The following is a 15,830-nucleotide window of genomic DNA, read 5'->3' as shown; positions in this document are numbered from 1 at the left end:
GAGTTTACACGGTAGGCGCGGTGTAGAGGTCGCGGTAGCCGCCGTAGATCGACAGCAGCATCAGCGGCGTCAGCATGAGCGCGCTCGCGATCAGCGGGATGTGCGGTGCGAGCAGGACGGCATCGGTCAGCGCGACCACGAAGATCAGCGTCGTGCGCCAGTTGCGCGCTACGCCGTGCAGGCTGGCCACCATCGCATCGAGCGGTGAGGCACCGTGCAGCACGACGAGCGCCGGGGCGAACCACGCCGCACCCAGGGCGACCGTGAAGACTGGCACGGCCACGAGCGTCGCGACGATGCCGCGCACACCATTACCACCGTAGCTGATCGACAGGTGATGTACGCCGTTGACGACGAACGATTGCACGAACGACGTATGCAGCGCGGCGATCACGAGCACATAGCCGAGCACGATGATCGCGCCGCTGGCGAGCCCGATTGCGAGCAATGCGTTGTGATGACGGCTGATGGCCGCGCCGATCTCACGCAGCGAAGCAGGGCGGCCGATGCGCAGGCGCTCTTGCGCCACCATCAGCGCGCCGACGACGAGCGGGGCGATCAGCACGATGAGCGGCCGTACGAGCGGCACGAACTTGCAAGCGAAGGCACAAGCGGAGCACACGAGCATCGCGGCGAACCACAGCAGCGGTTGGGCACGTACCGCACGCCAACCGAGCGCGAGCCAATCCATCACGAACATCGCGTCGAGCTGCAGGCCGTCGAGATGCACCGGAGCGGGCGCGGGACGACGGCGTGTTACCTTCGAAATATGGGTCAGATAGTGGAGGTTCATAAGGACTCCTAGGTGGTTGGTCCGGTCGGCGCCATGCCGACCTTCGCTCTACTGCGTTTTGTCAAACCGCTCGATGGTGCGAATCAGGCCTGTTGTTCGCGACCGTCGAGCCGTGCCGTAATTGCATCGATCTGGCGGTGCACGTAGCGGGCGAGGGCGCGCCAGGTGGCGCGGGTCAGCCATATGCACAGCGACAGGCCGAGCACGCCGCCGATCAGCAAGGCGACTGCATAGATGAATCCGATGCCTGCCAGCGTTGCTCCCTTGAGCCCGCCGATGTGAACCGATTGGTTGCCGCTGTTGACGGAAAGGCCGCTAGCCCCGTTGATGACGACCGAATCGTCACCGCTCTTGACGGAGAGGCCGTTGGCTCCATCGATGGAAACCGACTCGTCGCCGCTATCGAGCGTCACGTTCTTCGGAGTGCCTTGCGCATCCTGCTCGAAACGGACGTGGCCGTTGTCGGCATTGTCGTCGCGGATGTCCCAGATGAACGAGTTGTTCGAACCGTGCACGATGGATACAGAGTTGTCATCGTCGTCTTTCAGCTTGAACACCACCACATCAGCCGTGCGGATGCTGTAGGTGCCGTCGTCGGTCTTCGTCAGCGAATCCAGCACGCCGCTGCCGAGCGCGACCACTTTGTTCTGGCCGTCTTCGTTCTTGATGACGATCGTGCCCGAGTGCGTGAGGATCGACGCTTTGCTGCCGTCGCGCAGCTTCAGCACGAGGCGATCGCCGACGACCTTCACGTCCTTGATATCGCTCTGGGCGCTCAATGCGTCGCCGGCGGCTTCTGCAACGTTCTTGCTTTGGCGGTGGCCCTGCGTCGTGACGTTGATCGGTGTTGAATCGAGTGCAGGCCAGCCGAACATGTAATGGCTGCCCAGGCCAACGACGGCCACGAGCCCGGCGATCGTCAGCGCGCTCGAGATCGCGTAGCCGACAGTCAGCACGACCAGATAGAGCATGAATGGCACCAGCAGCAGGACATTGCGCAGACCGAGCCCCGCGATCGATACGATCACGTGGGCCAGATTGCCGAACGAGCGACTTTGCTGCCATTGACGGTAGCTGGCCTGTGCCTTGAGCTCGCGGGCGAGCTTGGCCGGGTCGCCGAGCGCGGCAATGACGTCCTCTTCGCTGCGACCGGCGGCCAGTGCATCACCGATGTACTCGCGATAGTCGGCCACGATCTCGTCGACGGCGTGCTTGGGCAGGCCCTCGAGCGCCTGCCGCAACTGCTGGATGAATGCCTCCTGCTTCATTGCTGTTCCCCTTTCTTATGCATCGTGCCGGACACGCCGAGCACGCTATTCACTTCGTCGACGAAACTGCTCCATTCTTCCTGCATGTCCTCGAGGCTGCGGCGGCCCACGGCCGTCAGCGAGTAGTACTTGCGCGGTGGCCCCGAGCTCGACTCGACCAGGTAGGTCGATACCCACGCTTCGGCCTGCAAGCGGCGCATGAGCGGGTAGATCGTGCCTTCGCTGATCTCCATCGTCTGCGACAACGTCGATACGAGTTCGTAGGCATAGCTGTCACCACGGGCGAGTACGGCGAGTACACACATGTCGAGCGTGCCTTTCTTTAGTTGGGTCTTCATTCGGCTTAACTGCGCTCTGTGTTGTGCATTGCAAGGTACTTTGTATGGCACGAACTGTAGCAGGCACTAGTGTTTTATGCAAGGTACTGTTTTATGCACGTTTGTGAGGGCTAGGCGGGGGAGGGGGTGAGGAATTTGAAATGAAAATGAAAGATTTGTGGCGCCGTCGGGGAGTCGGTTGAGGCGCTCTTCGGCAGTGGGCGTTAGCGGTCCGCCCTCCGGGTCAATGTAATAGATCAAGTCGGTCAGGCCCATTACGACTCACTCACTCGTTGGAACGATGAACGCGTGCCTGCCGAGAAGCGGATTGGCGTGACAGTACTTCGAAAATCAATACTTCATTAAAAAATGATGCGCAGTGACTAAATCAGCTAAAAGTGACAGTGGCATGCGTCGATTTCATGTACGATAATTTGCAAAAAAATATATTTCCGATGCGAATCGAAGTTTGCTCGAGGCAGGTCGAGGGCTTTGCGCGTTACGGTCGATAAATCAATCAAACGTTCGACGGAAATTTTGTTTTGTTTGATGGTCGGTGTGCCCGAGCACTTCTCGATCTCCAGACCTTCGGGTATGCCCGTTTCGACGCGGAGGTTCGCCATGACGCTACCGGTGTTCAGTCAGGCCGATGACGGAAGTATGCGTGTGCTTCCAACGCCAGGGGAATTTGCGCTCGAACTCGAAGAAACGCCTACTACCGGCTATCGCTGGCAACTCGATTTCGACCAAGCGCTGACCTTGCTGTCATCCGATCTTGCGCTGGCGGATGGTGCGCCGCCGGGTGCCGGGGGGATTCGGCGCTGGGTGTTCCAGATCGATCAACCGGGTGAGTTTTCCATACGAGCCAAGCTGTGGCGAGAATGGCAAGGCGAGGGTTCGGTCATTTCGCGTTGCCGGCTGACTGTGCAAGTTTTGAATTAGTAGGCGCGAGGTGATTAATTCGAAATAGTGGTCAGGATGGGCAGCGGCGTGCGCCATGTGATTAACGGGCATGCGCCGGTTGTGCACGCATGAGTCTACGCAAAACGGATGCTGAAGGGACCGGCTAGCCGATTCCCGGCAGTTGCTGGTAACGAAATGGAGACGAAAAATGGCTCTTGATCAGGTATTTCTGGACAATTTGCTCGCAACAAATAAGCAAAAAGGTGTGACCTGGCAAGCAGGACCGACTTCATTGTTAAATCTGAGCGCGCCGGAACGAAAGGCCAGGCTGGGTTACGTTCCCGGGCCCGGGGAACCCACGCTGCCGGAGCGGGAGCGCACTGCCAGCTTGGCTTACCAGCCGACAGGCGCGGTGACGGCGGGCCCGCAGTCGACCTATCCATTGACTTGGGATTGGCGCAACGTGGGTGGGAACAATTACATCAGTGCGATTAAGGATCAGGGCAGTTGCGGTTCCTGCGTCGCATTCGGGACGGCCGCCACCCTGGACGGTAGCGCGCGCGTGGTGCGCAAGACCCCAGTGAATTCGGTCTTTGGCAACGCCATGCAGGACTTGTCGGAAGCCCAGCTGTTCTACTGCGGTGCGGAGGGGCAGGACGGTCGCACGTGTGCAACGGGTTGGTGGCCCGCGAGCGCATTGAACTATGCCCAAGTGACCGGCGTAGCGCCGGAGTCGTATTTCCCCTACGAGGCGGGGGATCAGCCCTGTCGGCTCAACGCCGGCTGGCAAACCAAACTGACCACATTGAACCAGTCGGGTTACCTGACGACTCCCGTCGCGATGAAACAGTGGCTTGCGACGAGAGGCCCTTTGATCGCCTGCTTTTCCGTCTACGCCGATTTCTATGGCTATTCGTCCGGCGTGTATCGATACAACGGCAGCGCCCCATACGAAGGCGGTCATTGCATCAGCGTGATTGGCTACGATGACAATCAACAGGCTTGGCTATGCAAGAACAGTTGGGGTACGGGCTGGGGCATGGGCGGCTATTTCCTCATAGGCTATGGCCAATGCGGCATTGACGCCGGCATGTGGTCGATCATTTCTTTTTCGCGGATCGAAAGCGAAATGCCTGCCGGAATCAGTCGGGCACTGGGCGTAATTACGGTCGACGGCGGCCGCCCCTATGCATTTGTGGAGGGCACCGACGGCAATGTCTGGGTCGACTACTGGGGCGGTTCGGCCTGGTACTGGGCCAACCAGGGCAGGCCGAGCGGCGTGGCCGTCAGTAGCACGGTCGGCGCTACCACCGTAGACGGCGGCCGTCCCTATCTGTTCGTTCAAGGATCGGACGGCAATATGTGGGTGAATTGGTGGAGCGGATCAGCCTGGAGCTGGAGCAACCAAGGCAAGCCGGACGGTACGGCAATTGCCGGTGCGGTAGGCGCGATCACCGTCGATAGCGGCCGCCCCTATGCTTTCGTCAAAGGTGGCGACGGTAACCTCTGGGTGAACTGGTGGAGCGGTTCGGCCTGGAGTTGGAGCAACCAGAGCAAGCCCCAAGGCGCAACGATCGTCGAATCGGTAGGCGCGATCACCGTCGATGGTGGCCGCCCCTACGCTTTTGTCAAAGCTAGCGACGGTAACCTCTGGGTGAACTGGTGGAGCGGCTCAGCCTGGAGCTGGAGCAACCAGGGACAACCGAGCGGTGCCGGTATTGCAAGCGCGGTGGGGGCCATCACGGTTGACGGCGGCCGACCTTATGCCTTTATCCAAGGAAGTGACGGCAACCTATGGGTCAATTGGTGGAATGGTTCGGCCTGGCATTGGAGCAACCAGGGACGACCGAGCGGCGCAGGCATCGCAAGCGCGGTGGGGGCCATCACAGTTGATGGCGGCCGACCTTACGCCTTTATCCACGGCAGCGACGGCAACCTATGGGTAAATTGGTGGGATGGCTCGGCTTGGCATTGGAGCAATCAAGGCACGCCGCCCGGAGTCGGCATTACAAGTGCGGTGGGAGCCATCACGGTCGACGGCGGCCGCCCCTATGTCTTTGTCAAAGGCAGCGACGGTAACCTTTGGTCCAACTGGTGGGGCAGTGGGGCCTGGCATTGGACGAACCAGGGTGGAGCGGCGTAGTCAGCCGGACAGTCGCGAAGCGCCAATCGATGAGGGTTGGCGTTTCGCGCTAAGGCATTTTTAAATCTGTCTGCGGCCGGGAGCGGGGGACAGCCTCCTGAAGGAAGATCAGCACGACAGCCGGTTTGCTACCGCTGCCGCCGTCGTGTCAGCCGTTCTCCTGTTCCTTGAGCCGCTTCCGGTGCGCTGCAACCTTCGCACGGTTCCCGCAGATCGCCATGCTGCACCACCGGCGCGCGTGGCCTCGCGTGTGATCGGCAAACATCAACGTGCACCGTGGACCTTCGCACGCCTTCACGTGCGTGAAATCCTCTTCACACACGAGTTTCGCCAACACCTCGGCTATGGGCATCAGCAACGACTCCGGTGATTGCCAGCGTCGATTCTCACGAAATTCAAACGTCGTCACGCCATTCGTGACCTCAGCGACGACTTCGCCATTTCGTTCGTCCCGCTCGAGCAGTTGATTCAGTGGCTCCAGCTCACGCACATCCCTGGCGACTAACGGCCGCCCCTTTCGCTTCTGGACAAATCCCCTGAACCACTCCCGCAGCGCGCGCGCCTGCTCCGCAACGGCGTCGAGTTGAGCCGGCGTCGACCGCGTTCGTATTGTCGCGAGCACGGCGCAAGGCACCAGCCCTGCCTGTTCCAACCAGGTCAGCAAGCCGTCCCCGTCTCTGATCCAGTCGACTTCCTCATCCACCGGCGTTGCAACCGAGTTCAGGAAATCGAGGCCCGGGGCATCGGCCACGAATATCGCGGGAATCTGACGGTAGTCCATCTCTCATGATGAATGTGAAGTAACGATGCGTTCATCGTAACCACTAAAAATGCGCTTGACAAGTTACATAAGCCATAAGTAACCTTTAAAGCGTAGCTTGAGAGGTTACATTTCGTGCCGCCGATGTGTGAGCGTCAGCGACCTGCCGTGCTGATAGCCGGACGCCGGCGTTCATCACTTGTTTAGTTCTGCTTATCTGAAGAGGGAAACCATGGCCTCTATTGCCTATCGCCATGCCGACGTCGACGGTTTCAAGGTCTTCTATCGCGAAGCCGGTCGATCGGGCGCTCCGAAACTCCTGCTCCTGCACGGTTTTCCGAGTGCGAGCCACATGTTCCGCGACTTGATCCCAAAGCTCGCGGACCGGTTTCACATCGTTGCTCCGGATCTGCCCGGCTTCGGACAGTCGGACATGCCGAGTCGGAGCCGATTTGTGTACACGTTCGACAACATCGCCGACGTCATCGACCGCTTCACTGAGGTGATCGGTTTCGATCGCTTTGCGGTCTACGTGTTCGACTACGGTGCGCCGACCGGTTTCCGGCTTGCGCTCAAACATCCCGAACGGATCGCCGCGATCATTTCGCAGAACGGCAACGCTTACGAAGAAGGGTTGAGCGAGGGCTGGAATCCGATCCGCGCGTATTGGCAGGATGCTTCGAGCGCCAATCGCGAGGCCCTTCGCGCGCTGCTCACGCACGAAACGACTGTCTGGCAATACACGCATGGCGTTCACGACAAGACTCGCGTGTCACCGGACGGCTACTCGCTCGACGACTTCTATCTGAGGCGACCGGGCGCGGACGAGGTTCAGCTCGATCTGTTCGGCGACTACCGCAGCAACGTCGCGCTGTACCCCGCATTTCAACAGTATTTCCGCACTCATCAGCCACCCTTGCTCGCCGTGTGGGGAAAGAATGATCCGTTCTTCTTGCCGGCTGGCGCCGAGGCATTCCGGCGCGACATACCGGGTGCAGTAGTGCGCTTCTTCGACACTGGACATTTCGCGCTGGAAACGCACGCCGAGGAGATCGCCGCGGCCATTTCCGAATTCCTCATTCGCTGACGTATAGCGCCTCGTCAGCATCAACTGCAGTGCCATCAAACGTTATGGAGAAGAGTCATGCGTGCAATCGTGCTCGAAAAGTTCGGCGGCCTCGATAGCCTCGTCTATACGGAACTGCCGGAACCCGAGCCACTGGAAGGGCATGTGGTCATCGAAATCAAGGCTTTCGGTCTCAACCATGCCGAGCTGCATATGCGGCGCGGCGAGTGGGCCGAGGCTGCCAAGGTCAGCGGCATCGAATGCGTGGGCGTGGTGAAGTCGTGTCCTGGCGGCGAATTTCCTGTCGGCGCGAAAGTCGCTGCATTGATGGGCGACCTCGGACGAACCATCAACGGCAGCTATGCGCAATACACGCGGGCGCCTGTGGCGAACGTGGCGCTGATCGAGTCCGACCTGCCATGGGCCGAGCTCGCGGCGATTCCCGAAACTTATGCGACTGCGTGGACGTGCCTGTTCCGCAATCTCGAGATCGAAAAAGGGCAAACGGTGGTCGTCCGCGGCGCGACGTCGTCGTTCGGGCAGGCTGCAGTGAACCTCGCCGTGAACGCCGGCGCGAAGGTCATCGCGACCACACGCAATCCGGCGCGTTTCGCGATGCTCGAAGGCTTGGGCGCTTCGCGCGTCGAGATCGAAGGCCCCGATCTGTCGAATCGGATCGCCGAGGCAAAGCGCATCGATGCCGTGCTCGACCTCGTCGGCAACAGTACGATTCTAGATTCGCTCGCCATGTTGCGGCGCGGCGGCCGTGCTTGTCTTGCAGGCTGGCTCGGTGGCCTCGCTCCCATAGCCGATTTCAATCCGCTGGCGCAAATGTCGAGCGGCGTCGATCTGACGTTCTTCGCCAGCTTCGTGTTCGGCACGCCCGGTTTTCCGCTTTCCGATGTCCCGCTTCAAGAGATCGCCGAAGACGTCGCCGCCTGCCGTCTCAAGGCAAAGCCGTCCCGTGTGTTCGGTTTCGATGAAATCCGCGAAGCGCATCGCGTGATGGAAGCCAACGAAGCTGGCGGAAAGATGGTCGTCGTCCTCTGACCGACCACGTGCTCATCGGACGACGAGAATCGATGGTCGTCCATGAGAACCGCGCGCTCCACTTCGCCAAGCATCAGAGAAGTGCCGCGGCCTCCATCGCCCGCTTCCCCAGCGGGTCCCCGGCTCCATGTTTGTGCCCGAATGCGATCGCGATCGCCTCACCCAATTCATCCGCGACGTACGCCGATGGCCCCGCCGCGGCGAACATCGTGAACTCGACATCGGGCAGAGCCGGCAAGCCGGTATCAGACGAAACCACACGCAGCCCATGCACAAGCTGGCTATGGGCGATCGGCGTTACCGCAAAGCCGGCCAGCGCTGCGGCGCCCAGGCCGGCGCTGCTGGCGCAAACGAACGCGATCCGGTAATCGACGCCAGCCCGCGCGAGCGCGGCCAGTGCAGCCTCACGATACGGGCAGGGCTCCGGCAGCAGCGCGAGCGCCACCGGCGCGCCGAGCGTAAGCGAGGCCCATTCGGCGCCAGCCCACACGAGCGGCTCTCGCCATAACACCCGCCCGGTGCGGGCACCCGAACATCGCCCGCCAATCACTACATCGAGTTCGCCCTGATCCATCGCCTGCAACAAATCGGCCGGAATACCGACTCTGACGCTGAACGCGATGAGTGGGTAACGCACCGCAAGCCCCTGCACGACGTTCATCAGCCTGACGTTGGCGAGGTCTTCGGACAGCCCGACACGGATCGCTCCTTCGGTAGGTTTGCGCAACAGTTGAGCCCGTGCGTCATGATTCAGCGCGAGGATGGCGCGCGCGTAGCCCAGCAGCAGCTCGCCATCCGGCGTCAGTGCAACCGAGCGCGTGGTGCGCTCGAGCAAGTCGCGGCCGATCTGTTTCTCCAGTCGCCGCAAATGCGCGCTAACCGCGGACTGCGTCAGATTGAGACGTGCGGCAGCGTGCGTGAAGCCTCCTTCCTGTACGACTGCCACGAAAGATCGCAGCAGGACGGTATCGAACATGGTGCCTCCTAATTCAGTGCAATTCGAACTGAGTGCCAAGACAATACTTCATTTATATTGTGAATTGAAATATGTTGTGATGATGGCTTCAAACATTTGAGGTCATTTGATGCCTACTTTGCTGCATATCGAAGCGTCGCCACGTAAGCGACAGTCCGTATCACTCGACGTCGCGCGCACGTATCTGGAGGCTTATCGCCACGCCCATCCAACCCATCGGATCGACGTGCTCGACCTGTGGGCAGCGAGATTGCCGGAATTCGACGGCGACGCGCTCGATGCCAAATACGCGGACCTGAGCGGTACGGCACTGAGCGTCGAGCAACAGCAGGTGTGGACGAGCATCCGGGCGCTTGCGCAACAATTGCACGACGCCGATACGCTGCTGTTCTCCGTGCCCCTGTGGAATTTTTCCATTCCGTACAAGCTCAAGCATTTCATTGACGTCGTGTCACAGCGGAACATCCTCTTTTCGTTTGACGAGCAGGGGAGCGCCGGATTGCTGAAAGGCAAGAAGGCGGTGGTCATTTATGCGCGAGGGCTCGATTTTTCGGTGGGCGGGAGCACGCCCGCGCATTTATTCGATTTTCAGCGACCGTTCATGGAAATGTGGCTGCGATTCGTCGGCGTGACCGAGGTCGAATCGATCGTCGTCGAGCAAACGCTCCAGGGTCCCGAGATCAGTGGGGCGATCCGAGAAGCCGCGCTAGAGCAGGCCGTGGCGCTTGCAAGGACAGGCTCCCTTTCGGTGGGCCAATGAAATATCGATAGCTGCCAATGCGCAGGCTCGCCGCCGACGCGGCGAGCGGCCTACGCGAAACCAGAGCAATTCAATTTGCCGAACCGCATTGGAGCCGCGCATCCCTACGGAAATTCAGGCTATTCGCCGGCTCGCCGCCGCCTCATGCTCATAACCGTTGTTCGGTCAAACGAAGAAAGGAGAAGCAAATGAAATGGCTCATCGGCGGCGTGGCCGCCGCCATGCTCGCGTCAGTCGCCTTGCCCGCATCGGCGCGTGGGATCGAAGTCGGCCTGCCGGCCTATGTGTATCCCGGCGACCCGTTCCTGACTACGCTCGAGGATCCGGTTAAAACGCCGGTGCCGCCGTCCGTCGTCATCGTGAACATCGGCAACGGCGATGCCGACGAGTCGATCCTCGACCATGACGCAGACCTGCTGCGCGCACGCACGGCGGCCAATGGGGGGCCGGTGAAGGTGATCGGCTACGTCCACACGGACAAGGCCCTGCGATCGCTTGACGACATCAAGGCGAGCGTCGACCGCTACCTCAACGCGCGTAACGGCTCGGTGCATTACGACGGCATCTTTTTCGACGAGGTGCCTAATCTTTGCGGCGCGAGCGCCACCAGCACGGAATGGCGCGACAAGTTGCGCGCTGCGCGCGTCTACGTCACCTCGAAGCTCCCTGGCGTTCAGAGCTTTGTCGTCAACAACCTAGGCACGGCGGTGCCCGACTGCTATCTGCAAGCCGGCAACGACACGGCGGACGTCTTCATCACCTTCGAAGACACGGCCGCCCACTACTTGGTCGATGCGTCGGCCAACGGTTGGGCGTACGGCTGGGTCGGGGGCAACATCATTGCAAACGGCCAATACGCGTCGGGCGCGGAATACGGCCCGCGCTTCTGGCACCTCGTCTACAACACCGGCAACGCCGATTGGGCGACCGTAGTCAATAAGGCGTTTGGGCGCTTCGCCGCCTACGTGGACGCGACCGATGCGTTTATGGTCGGCCCGTACCTCAACCCGTGGACAGCGATTCCGAGCTATCTGAATGCCGAGATCGGCTACGCCGGTGGGCTGCGCCAGTGACGACAGGCTAGCGCCGTTTGGATCGCGCCCGTACTCGCACGCGCTGGGCGCGTGCGAGTCGCGATGAAAGAAGCGGTGGTTGACCGGAGTCACCCGCAGACACTTTCATGGGCGGATGACTCACGCTCGAGCGTGGGAGGCGTGGCGTCGACGAACCCCCCGCCTGCGGCGAGCGGCTTCGCGCAGTGACGATGCGGGGCGTTACGCGTTTTGCGCGTGCGGCTCCCAATAAATCGACAGAATCTCCAACGGACCGTCAGCATCGTTCGTCACTTGGTGTGTCCGATGCGACGGAAAGAAGACCTTGTCACCGCCCGACAAGCGCATCGACTGCCCATCGTAATCGAGCCGTCCCGCTCCTTTGAGAATGACCCATGTCTCCTCCACGGCATGGCTGTCCGGCGGCGAGCACTTGCCCGGCTCGATGATGAAGACCGTGGACTCGAACGGCGGATGCGCCAAGTCGTGCGGAAAGGCGATCGGCCAGACCGTCACGCCATCGGCGATGTCGAATTCGTCGCCGAAGTTCAGGCGCGGCACATGATGCGCTTGATTCGCTTCACTCATTGCAGGCTCCCTGCCAGTTCGCTGGTGTTATCGACGTTGTCGCGGCTCATTGCCGACGCGATCGCATCCGCTTGTTTCGCTCCCTGATAGACGATGCTCGTCAGCGCCGAGCGCAGATAGGACGACACGCCGATCAGCCAGATATCCTCAGGAGACTGCGACTCGGGTAGCGTCACGCGCAGATCGGGGCCCACCGCCGGCGGCTCCGCACGGCGCGAGAGGTCCGTGACGATCTCGATCTCCTGCGCTCGGGCATGAAAGCGAGGGCGATGAAATCCCGTTGCGCACACCACCGCGTCGAATGTTTGCACGCTGTCGTCGGCCCACGTAACGGCCCACTCGCCGGCCTGCTCGGCCAACTCGCGCGGCGCACCCGCGATGATCTTCAGCCGGCCCGATTCGATGTAGGACAAGAGCGCTTTGGCATTGCCCACCGGAAACGAGAACAGATACCGTTGGACCAGGCTCCAGCAGGCATCGAGCACACGCTGCTGGACAGCTGGCCCTGCCGACACGAGCAGGGTATCGGCCATCTCCAGCAGCTCGATGATGATGTTCTGCCAGTTGTTCTGCCCGCTCTCGGCAAGTTGGATCTCCTCGCGCAGGCGCGTTTCGATGTCCGTCGCGCGGCTCACCTGCTTGCTCAGCGGCAAGGCCGGGACCACGCGCGCACTTGCGCCGATCAAGCGCAGCAGTTGGCGGCGCAGGTTTGGTCCAGTCAGCGCCAGCGTGGCAAAACGTCGTTTGTCGATACGGCCCGGCGGCAAGCGCAGCAGTTGAGTGCGCACGGAAGGCAGTTCGCCGGAGCGCGAGGCCATCACGACGGAATGCCCTTGTCCGCACAGCAGCAGGGCAGCGTCGATCGCCGACAGCCGCGTACCGAGCACGAGCACGCGGGAGGACTGCGGTAATGCGGCCAACAGGGCCCCTTCGGGATACGGCGTCACGAACAAGCCGTCTTTCCCCACGTGTGGAGCGACATACTCGGGCACGAGCGGTTGGCCGAAGCCGCAGCAGATCATCACATTGTCGGCTTCGACGATTTCGCCCGTATCGAGCTGCACCTGGTAGGCGTGCTGCCCGACTTTACGCACTTCGATCGCCATCGCGCGGTGATGGCGATGCGCGATGCCGGCTTGGGCTGCGGCTCGCGCATACTGGTCGTACCGATCGCGAGCGTACTGCGAGACATAGAAGCGCGGCACACAGCTGCCCGGGTTGGCGGGCACGCCGCGCGCACGCAGGTAGTCGAGAAAATCGTCCTTGTCGTCGGCGAGGATCGACAGCGTATCGACGGACGTATTCGTCAACAACGGTGTTTCCGTGGTGGCGAAGGCGCGGCCGAGGCCGATCGGCCCGGGATTGACGATGTCGATCGCCTCGGCGCCGCGATGCCGGACGAGGCTGACGAACGCCGCCACGCCGACGATGCCGCCGCCGAGGATCAGTGTCTTTCTCTTCATGATCGTTGTCTCCTACGAGTGTGGCCGAACGCCTCGAGAGGCGTCGGGTCGCGCATGCTCAAGCCGGCAGTCGCTGCGAAAGCGCATCGAATTTCGGCAGCCCCGGCATGCCGTCTTCTTGCCAGATCCGCTCGGCAAGCTCGGGCATGATCGGATAAGCGAGCACCGACAATCCCAATGCCCAGGCCTGAGTTGCCCCTTCGGACGCACCGGCGCGGATCCATTCATGGACCGCCTTTGCCGCGTCGCTCAACTCGAAGCGGGCAGGGTCGAGCGCGACGTCGCGCGCCTCTAGCAGACGCGACAGGCGGGCTAGATCGAGCGTGCCCGAATCGACGTGCCGAGCAGTACGCGCGGTATCGATCAGTGCATCGAGACGGTCTTCCCACTCGAGCTTGAACTCACCGAACTCCGCGACGGAAAAATCCTCCTCGCCGTGCTGCGGATTGACGAGCGCGAGGTAAGCGCGAATCGTGTCGGTACGCGCTTGCAACAGCCGCTGGGCGTCGAGCGCCCATATCGCGTGATTGCGGCTCGTCGAGAATTTCTTGCCGTCGAGTGTGCCGAAGTAGTTCGTCAGATAGTGATCGAACGGCTTGATGTTGCCCGCGCTCATCGCCTGGCCGAGCACCGAGACGAGGTAGGGCATGGCGTTGTCGACACCGAAGCTCGCGATCGTCACCGTGTCGCGGTCCGGTTCGAAGGCCGTGCCCTCCGCTGGCTCGCCATGCCCCATGTCCCCCGCGCATAGCAACGACAGTGCGAGCAACGCCGGATACGTGAAGATGACCGAGCCCGGCGATACGCCGGGCGCCGTGCACGGTATGCCCCAGTTGCCGGGGTGCGTGAGCCGGATCAGATTCTCGTTGAGCTGCAGGCCGCGGAAGGCGGTGTCGACGAGCTTGCCGTCCTGGCAGATCCGTTCTGCCGTGGCGCGCATCGTGGCGACATCGGCCACATGCAGGAAGAGGCTGTCGGCGTTGCGCCATTCCCACCGATCGTCGGACAACCGCGATCGCGGCTCGAGCAGCTTGTCCGGCGATGACTCGGCGCCACACCGCTCGCAGAAGAAGCCCCCCATCGACGAGCCGCAGCTTGGACATCTGCCTTCGATCAACCCGCCTACGATCGGCACGCCGTACTTGATGCTGTAGGGGAAGCGCTCATTGATGACACGCAGTGCCCCCGTGTGTGCCGCCAGGCGATCGATCACGCGTTGCGCCAGACGCGGCATGACCTCGTTCTCGGGCGCATCGAGGACGTGGATGAAACGATCGTAGCGAATGTTCAGCGCGGCCAGACTGGCAGCGATCTCATCGTGATAGCGATGGCAGACGTCGGCCGGTGCGGAGTCGACGCCATGAGCGCGCAGCAAGACGTGCGTTTCCCACGGATCGGAAGCAGAGACGATCGATACCTTGTGGCCCGCCTGCCTGAGCTGGCGAGCCAGGACATCCATTCTGAGGAACGGCCCTCCGATATGTCCGAGATGGAGTGGGCCATTCGGGGTCGGCATGACCGGTATCAGTAAGTAATCTTTCATGATTGAAAACGTCCACGCGTTAAGGGGGGCGACGTCAGGAGGCGAGCCGGGCCAGCGCGGCTTCCGCGATGCCCGGCGACAGTCGAAAGCCTTTTCCCGCGCCGGCGCCGGCAATCACGATCTGCCCGGCATCGGGGCTCGCGGCAATCACCGGTTCACCGTCTTGCGCATAGGCGTCGCAGAACGCGCGGCCGCCTCGACAATGGGCGGCGAGCTCGGGCAGATAGCGCCGCAATGCGGCTAGCGCCTCGTCCTCGTCCGCGGCGTTCACGGCTTGCTCGACGTCGTCGGGGCGACAGCCCCATTGCTTTCTATGAAAGCTGAAGAGCCATTGCTGGCGTGTCTGCAACGGCATCAAGTAGGCATCGGCATCGGGAAAAAACAACGCGGGCGCATCGGGCGGCGGGCGTTTGTCCACGTGCAGCGCAACGACGCGCTTGATCCGGACCGACGAGCTGATGCTGGCTGGCACGAGCCCGGCCGGTAGCCAGGGGCCGACGGCGACGACGGCACGCGAAGCCGCCACGGTGTCGCCGTTCGCGAGGGCGATGTCGACTCCGTCACCTGCGGGCCGCACCGCGGACACGTCGATGCCTTCCCAGCATGAAACCTGCGATTGCCGTCGGCCATACGCGACGAGTGCACGCGCGATGCCGCCAGGATCACAGCTCGCGGGTGTCCCGCCGAGCTGAATTCGCTCGCCATCGGGAATGCGCACCGAAAAATCGAACTGTGAGGCGAGTTCCGCCGGCATGATCTCGTGCCCGGCGCCGCCGAGGTCGAGAATCGATTCCCTTGCTGCATCGAACGTATGGGATGACGAGACCCAGTACGACTTCGCTGGCGTCATGTCGATGTTCAACTGCGCGCGCACCTGCGCGTACAGGTGCATGCTTCGTGTGGCGAGCGCGCGCTCGATCGGCGTTCGGCCGATCGCTACCCAGACACCCGCGGAATGGGCCGTGGCTCCGCTGCCGATCGTCGAGCGCTCGATGAGTACCGTGCGCCAGTTCGGAAACCGCGTGGCGGCCAGATAGAGCGTCCACGCGCCGATAATGCCGCCTCCCACGATGGCGAGGTCGTACTGCTCGGTTCTACGCATAACGTCGAGTCCTCAGTATCTGTCGAGTGACGGTGTGTGTCGGGTG

15 protein-coding genes are annotated in these 15,830 nt (G+C 61.8%); 6 read left to right on the top strand and 9 right to left on the bottom strand.

The window, feature by feature from the left end:
* Positions 1-4: 4 nt before the first annotated feature.
* The 3 genes from D7S89_RS20810 to D7S89_RS20800 form a co-directional block, all read right to left on the bottom strand.
* Positions 5-793 carry a BPSS1780 family membrane protein gene (locus tag D7S89_RS20810; RefSeq protein WP_147426725.1) on the bottom strand — a complete coding sequence of 263 codons (789 nt, stop codon included), beginning with the start codon at positions 791-793 and terminating at the stop codon, positions 5-7.
* A gap of 83 nt (positions 794-876) precedes the next feature.
* On the bottom strand, positions 877-2,061 hold the full coding sequence (locus tag D7S89_RS20805; protein WP_121280666.1) for a DUF1700 domain-containing protein: 1,185 nt from the start codon (positions 2,059-2,061) through the stop codon (positions 877-879).
* The gene (locus tag D7S89_RS20800; RefSeq protein WP_121280664.1) at positions 2,058-2,399 is read right to left on the bottom strand and encodes a PadR family transcriptional regulator; all 342 of its coding nucleotides are present in this window, start codon (positions 2,397-2,399) and stop codon (positions 2,058-2,060) included. The genes D7S89_RS20805 and D7S89_RS20800 overlap by 4 nt, the downstream gene beginning before the upstream one ends.
* 600 nt (positions 2,400-2,999) lie before the next feature.
* Between D7S89_RS20800 and D7S89_RS20795 the strand changes: the two genes are divergently transcribed.
* The gene (locus D7S89_RS20795) at positions 3,000-3,320 is read left to right on the top strand and encodes a protease inhibitor I42 family protein (protein WP_183085289.1); all 321 of its coding nucleotides are present in this window, start codon (positions 3,000-3,002) and stop codon (positions 3,318-3,320) included.
* A 169-nt stretch (positions 3,321-3,489) separates the two neighbouring features.
* Complete coding sequence (locus D7S89_RS20790) at positions 3,490-5,424, top strand: C1 family peptidase (RefSeq protein WP_121280660.1); 1,935 nt, start codon at positions 3,490-3,492, stop codon at positions 5,422-5,424.
* Positions 5,425-5,572: 148 nt separating this feature from the next.
* On the opposite strand, the gene D7S89_RS20785 is transcribed toward D7S89_RS20790, so the two are convergent.
* Positions 5,573-6,205, bottom strand: coding sequence for a CGNR zinc finger domain-containing protein (locus D7S89_RS20785; protein WP_121280658.1), 633 nt, complete (start codon positions 6,203-6,205; stop codon positions 5,573-5,575).
* Positions 6,206-6,416: 211 nt separating this feature from the next.
* On the opposite strand from D7S89_RS20785, the gene D7S89_RS20780 reads away from it, so the two are divergent.
* Positions 6,417-7,271, top strand: a complete 855-nt coding sequence (locus D7S89_RS20780; RefSeq protein ID WP_121280656.1) for an alpha/beta fold hydrolase — start codon at positions 6,417-6,419, stop codon at positions 7,269-7,271.
* A gap of 57 nt (positions 7,272-7,328) precedes the next feature.
* Positions 7,329-8,300, top strand: coding sequence for a zinc-binding alcohol dehydrogenase family protein (locus D7S89_RS20775; protein ID WP_121280654.1), 972 nt, complete (start codon positions 7,329-7,331; stop codon positions 8,298-8,300).
* 73 nt (positions 8,301-8,373) lie between these two features.
* Here the strand turns inward: D7S89_RS20775 and D7S89_RS20770 are convergent, their stop codons facing one another.
* Positions 8,374-9,276, bottom strand: a complete 903-nt coding sequence (locus D7S89_RS20770) for a LysR family transcriptional regulator (protein WP_121280652.1) — start codon at positions 9,274-9,276, stop codon at positions 8,374-8,376.
* Positions 9,277-9,385: 109 nt separating this feature from the next.
* Here D7S89_RS20770 and D7S89_RS20765 point away from each other — a divergent pair, with 109 nt between their 5' ends.
* Both D7S89_RS20765 and D7S89_RS20760 read left to right on the top strand, forming a co-directional pair.
* Entirely contained in the window at positions 9,386-10,036 is a 651-nt protein-coding gene (locus D7S89_RS20765; RefSeq protein ID WP_121280650.1) for an FMN-dependent NADH-azoreductase, read from the top strand.
* A gap of 188 nt (positions 10,037-10,224) precedes the next feature.
* A complete protein-coding gene (locus D7S89_RS20760) occupies positions 10,225-11,109 on the top strand; it encodes a spherulation-specific family 4 protein (RefSeq protein ID WP_183085288.1) in 885 nt (294 codons plus the stop codon).
* 201 nt (positions 11,110-11,310) lie between these two features.
* On the opposite strand, the gene D7S89_RS20755 is transcribed toward D7S89_RS20760, so the two are convergent.
* The 4 genes from D7S89_RS20755 to D7S89_RS20740 form a co-directional block, all read right to left on the bottom strand.
* Positions 11,311-11,676 (bottom strand): cupin domain-containing protein, encoded by a 366-nt coding sequence (locus tag D7S89_RS20755; RefSeq protein ID WP_121280646.1) that lies wholly within the window; start codon positions 11,674-11,676, stop codon positions 11,311-11,313.
* A complete protein-coding gene (locus D7S89_RS20750) occupies positions 11,673-13,139 on the bottom strand; it encodes an FAD/NAD(P)-binding protein (protein WP_121280644.1) in 1,467 nt (488 codons plus the stop codon). Before D7S89_RS20750 ends, D7S89_RS20755 begins: the two co-directional genes overlap by 4 nt.
* A 58-nt stretch (positions 13,140-13,197) precedes the next feature.
* Complete coding sequence (locus D7S89_RS20745; RefSeq protein ID WP_281273174.1) at positions 13,198-14,655, bottom strand: class I tRNA ligase family protein; 1,458 nt, start codon at positions 14,653-14,655, stop codon at positions 13,198-13,200.
* A 61-nt stretch (positions 14,656-14,716) separates the two neighbouring features.
* On the bottom strand, positions 14,717-15,784 hold the full coding sequence (locus tag D7S89_RS20740; protein WP_121280640.1) for an NAD(P)/FAD-dependent oxidoreductase: 1,068 nt from the start codon (positions 15,782-15,784) through the stop codon (positions 14,717-14,719).
* Between the last annotated feature and the right edge of the window lie 46 nt (positions 15,785-15,830).

Origin of the sequence: Trinickia fusca (assembly GCF_003628145.1) — a bacterium.
GTDB lineage: Bacteria > Pseudomonadota > Gammaproteobacteria > Burkholderiales > Burkholderiaceae > Trinickia > Trinickia fusca.
The sequence above is the reverse complement of the archived record's forward strand: the minus strand, read 5'-3'. Positions and strand labels throughout refer to the sequence as shown.

Excerpts from the sequence above, each read along its gene's own strand:
- D7S89_RS20745 (WP_281273174.1), bottom strand. The coding sequence starts at position 14,655 with ATGCCGACCCCGAATGGCCCACTCCATCTCGGACATATCGGAGGGCCG.
- D7S89_RS20785 (WP_121280658.1), bottom strand. The coding sequence starts at position 6,205 with ATGGACTACCGTCAGATTCCCGCGATATTCGTGGCCGATGCCCCGGGC.
- D7S89_RS20740 (WP_121280640.1), bottom strand. The coding sequence starts at position 15,784 with ATGCGTAGAACCGAGCAGTACGACCTCGCCATCGTGGGAGGCGGCATT.
- D7S89_RS20795 (WP_183085289.1), top strand. The coding sequence starts at position 3,000 with ATGACGCTACCGGTGTTCAGTCAGGCCGATGACGGAAGTATGCGTGTG.
- D7S89_RS20750 (WP_121280644.1), bottom strand. The coding sequence starts at position 13,139 with ATGAAGAGAAAGACACTGATCCTCGGCGGCGGCATCGTCGGCGTGGCG.
- D7S89_RS20790 (WP_121280660.1), top strand. The coding sequence starts at position 3,490 with ATGGCTCTTGATCAGGTATTTCTGGACAATTTGCTCGCAACAAATAAG.
- D7S89_RS20810 (WP_147426725.1), bottom strand. The coding sequence starts at position 793 with ATGAACCTCCACTATCTGACCCATATTTCGAAGGTAACACGCCGTCGT.
- D7S89_RS20780 (WP_121280656.1), top strand. The coding sequence starts at position 6,417 with ATGGCCTCTATTGCCTATCGCCATGCCGACGTCGACGGTTTCAAGGTC.
- D7S89_RS20760 (WP_183085288.1), top strand. The coding sequence starts at position 10,225 with ATGAAATGGCTCATCGGCGGCGTGGCCGCCGCCATGCTCGCGTCAGTC.
- D7S89_RS20775 (WP_121280654.1), top strand. The coding sequence starts at position 7,329 with ATGCGTGCAATCGTGCTCGAAAAGTTCGGCGGCCTCGATAGCCTCGTC.
- D7S89_RS20770 (WP_121280652.1), bottom strand. The coding sequence starts at position 9,276 with ATGTTCGATACCGTCCTGCTGCGATCTTTCGTGGCAGTCGTACAGGAA.
- D7S89_RS20800 (WP_121280664.1), bottom strand. The coding sequence starts at position 2,399 with ATGAAGACCCAACTAAAGAAAGGCACGCTCGACATGTGTGTACTCGCC.
- D7S89_RS20805 (WP_121280666.1), bottom strand. The coding sequence starts at position 2,061 with ATGAAGCAGGAGGCATTCATCCAGCAGTTGCGGCAGGCGCTCGAGGGC.
- D7S89_RS20765 (WP_121280650.1), top strand. The coding sequence starts at position 9,386 with ATGCCTACTTTGCTGCATATCGAAGCGTCGCCACGTAAGCGACAGTCC.
- D7S89_RS20755 (WP_121280646.1), bottom strand. The coding sequence starts at position 11,676 with ATGAGTGAAGCGAATCAAGCGCATCATGTGCCGCGCCTGAACTTCGGC.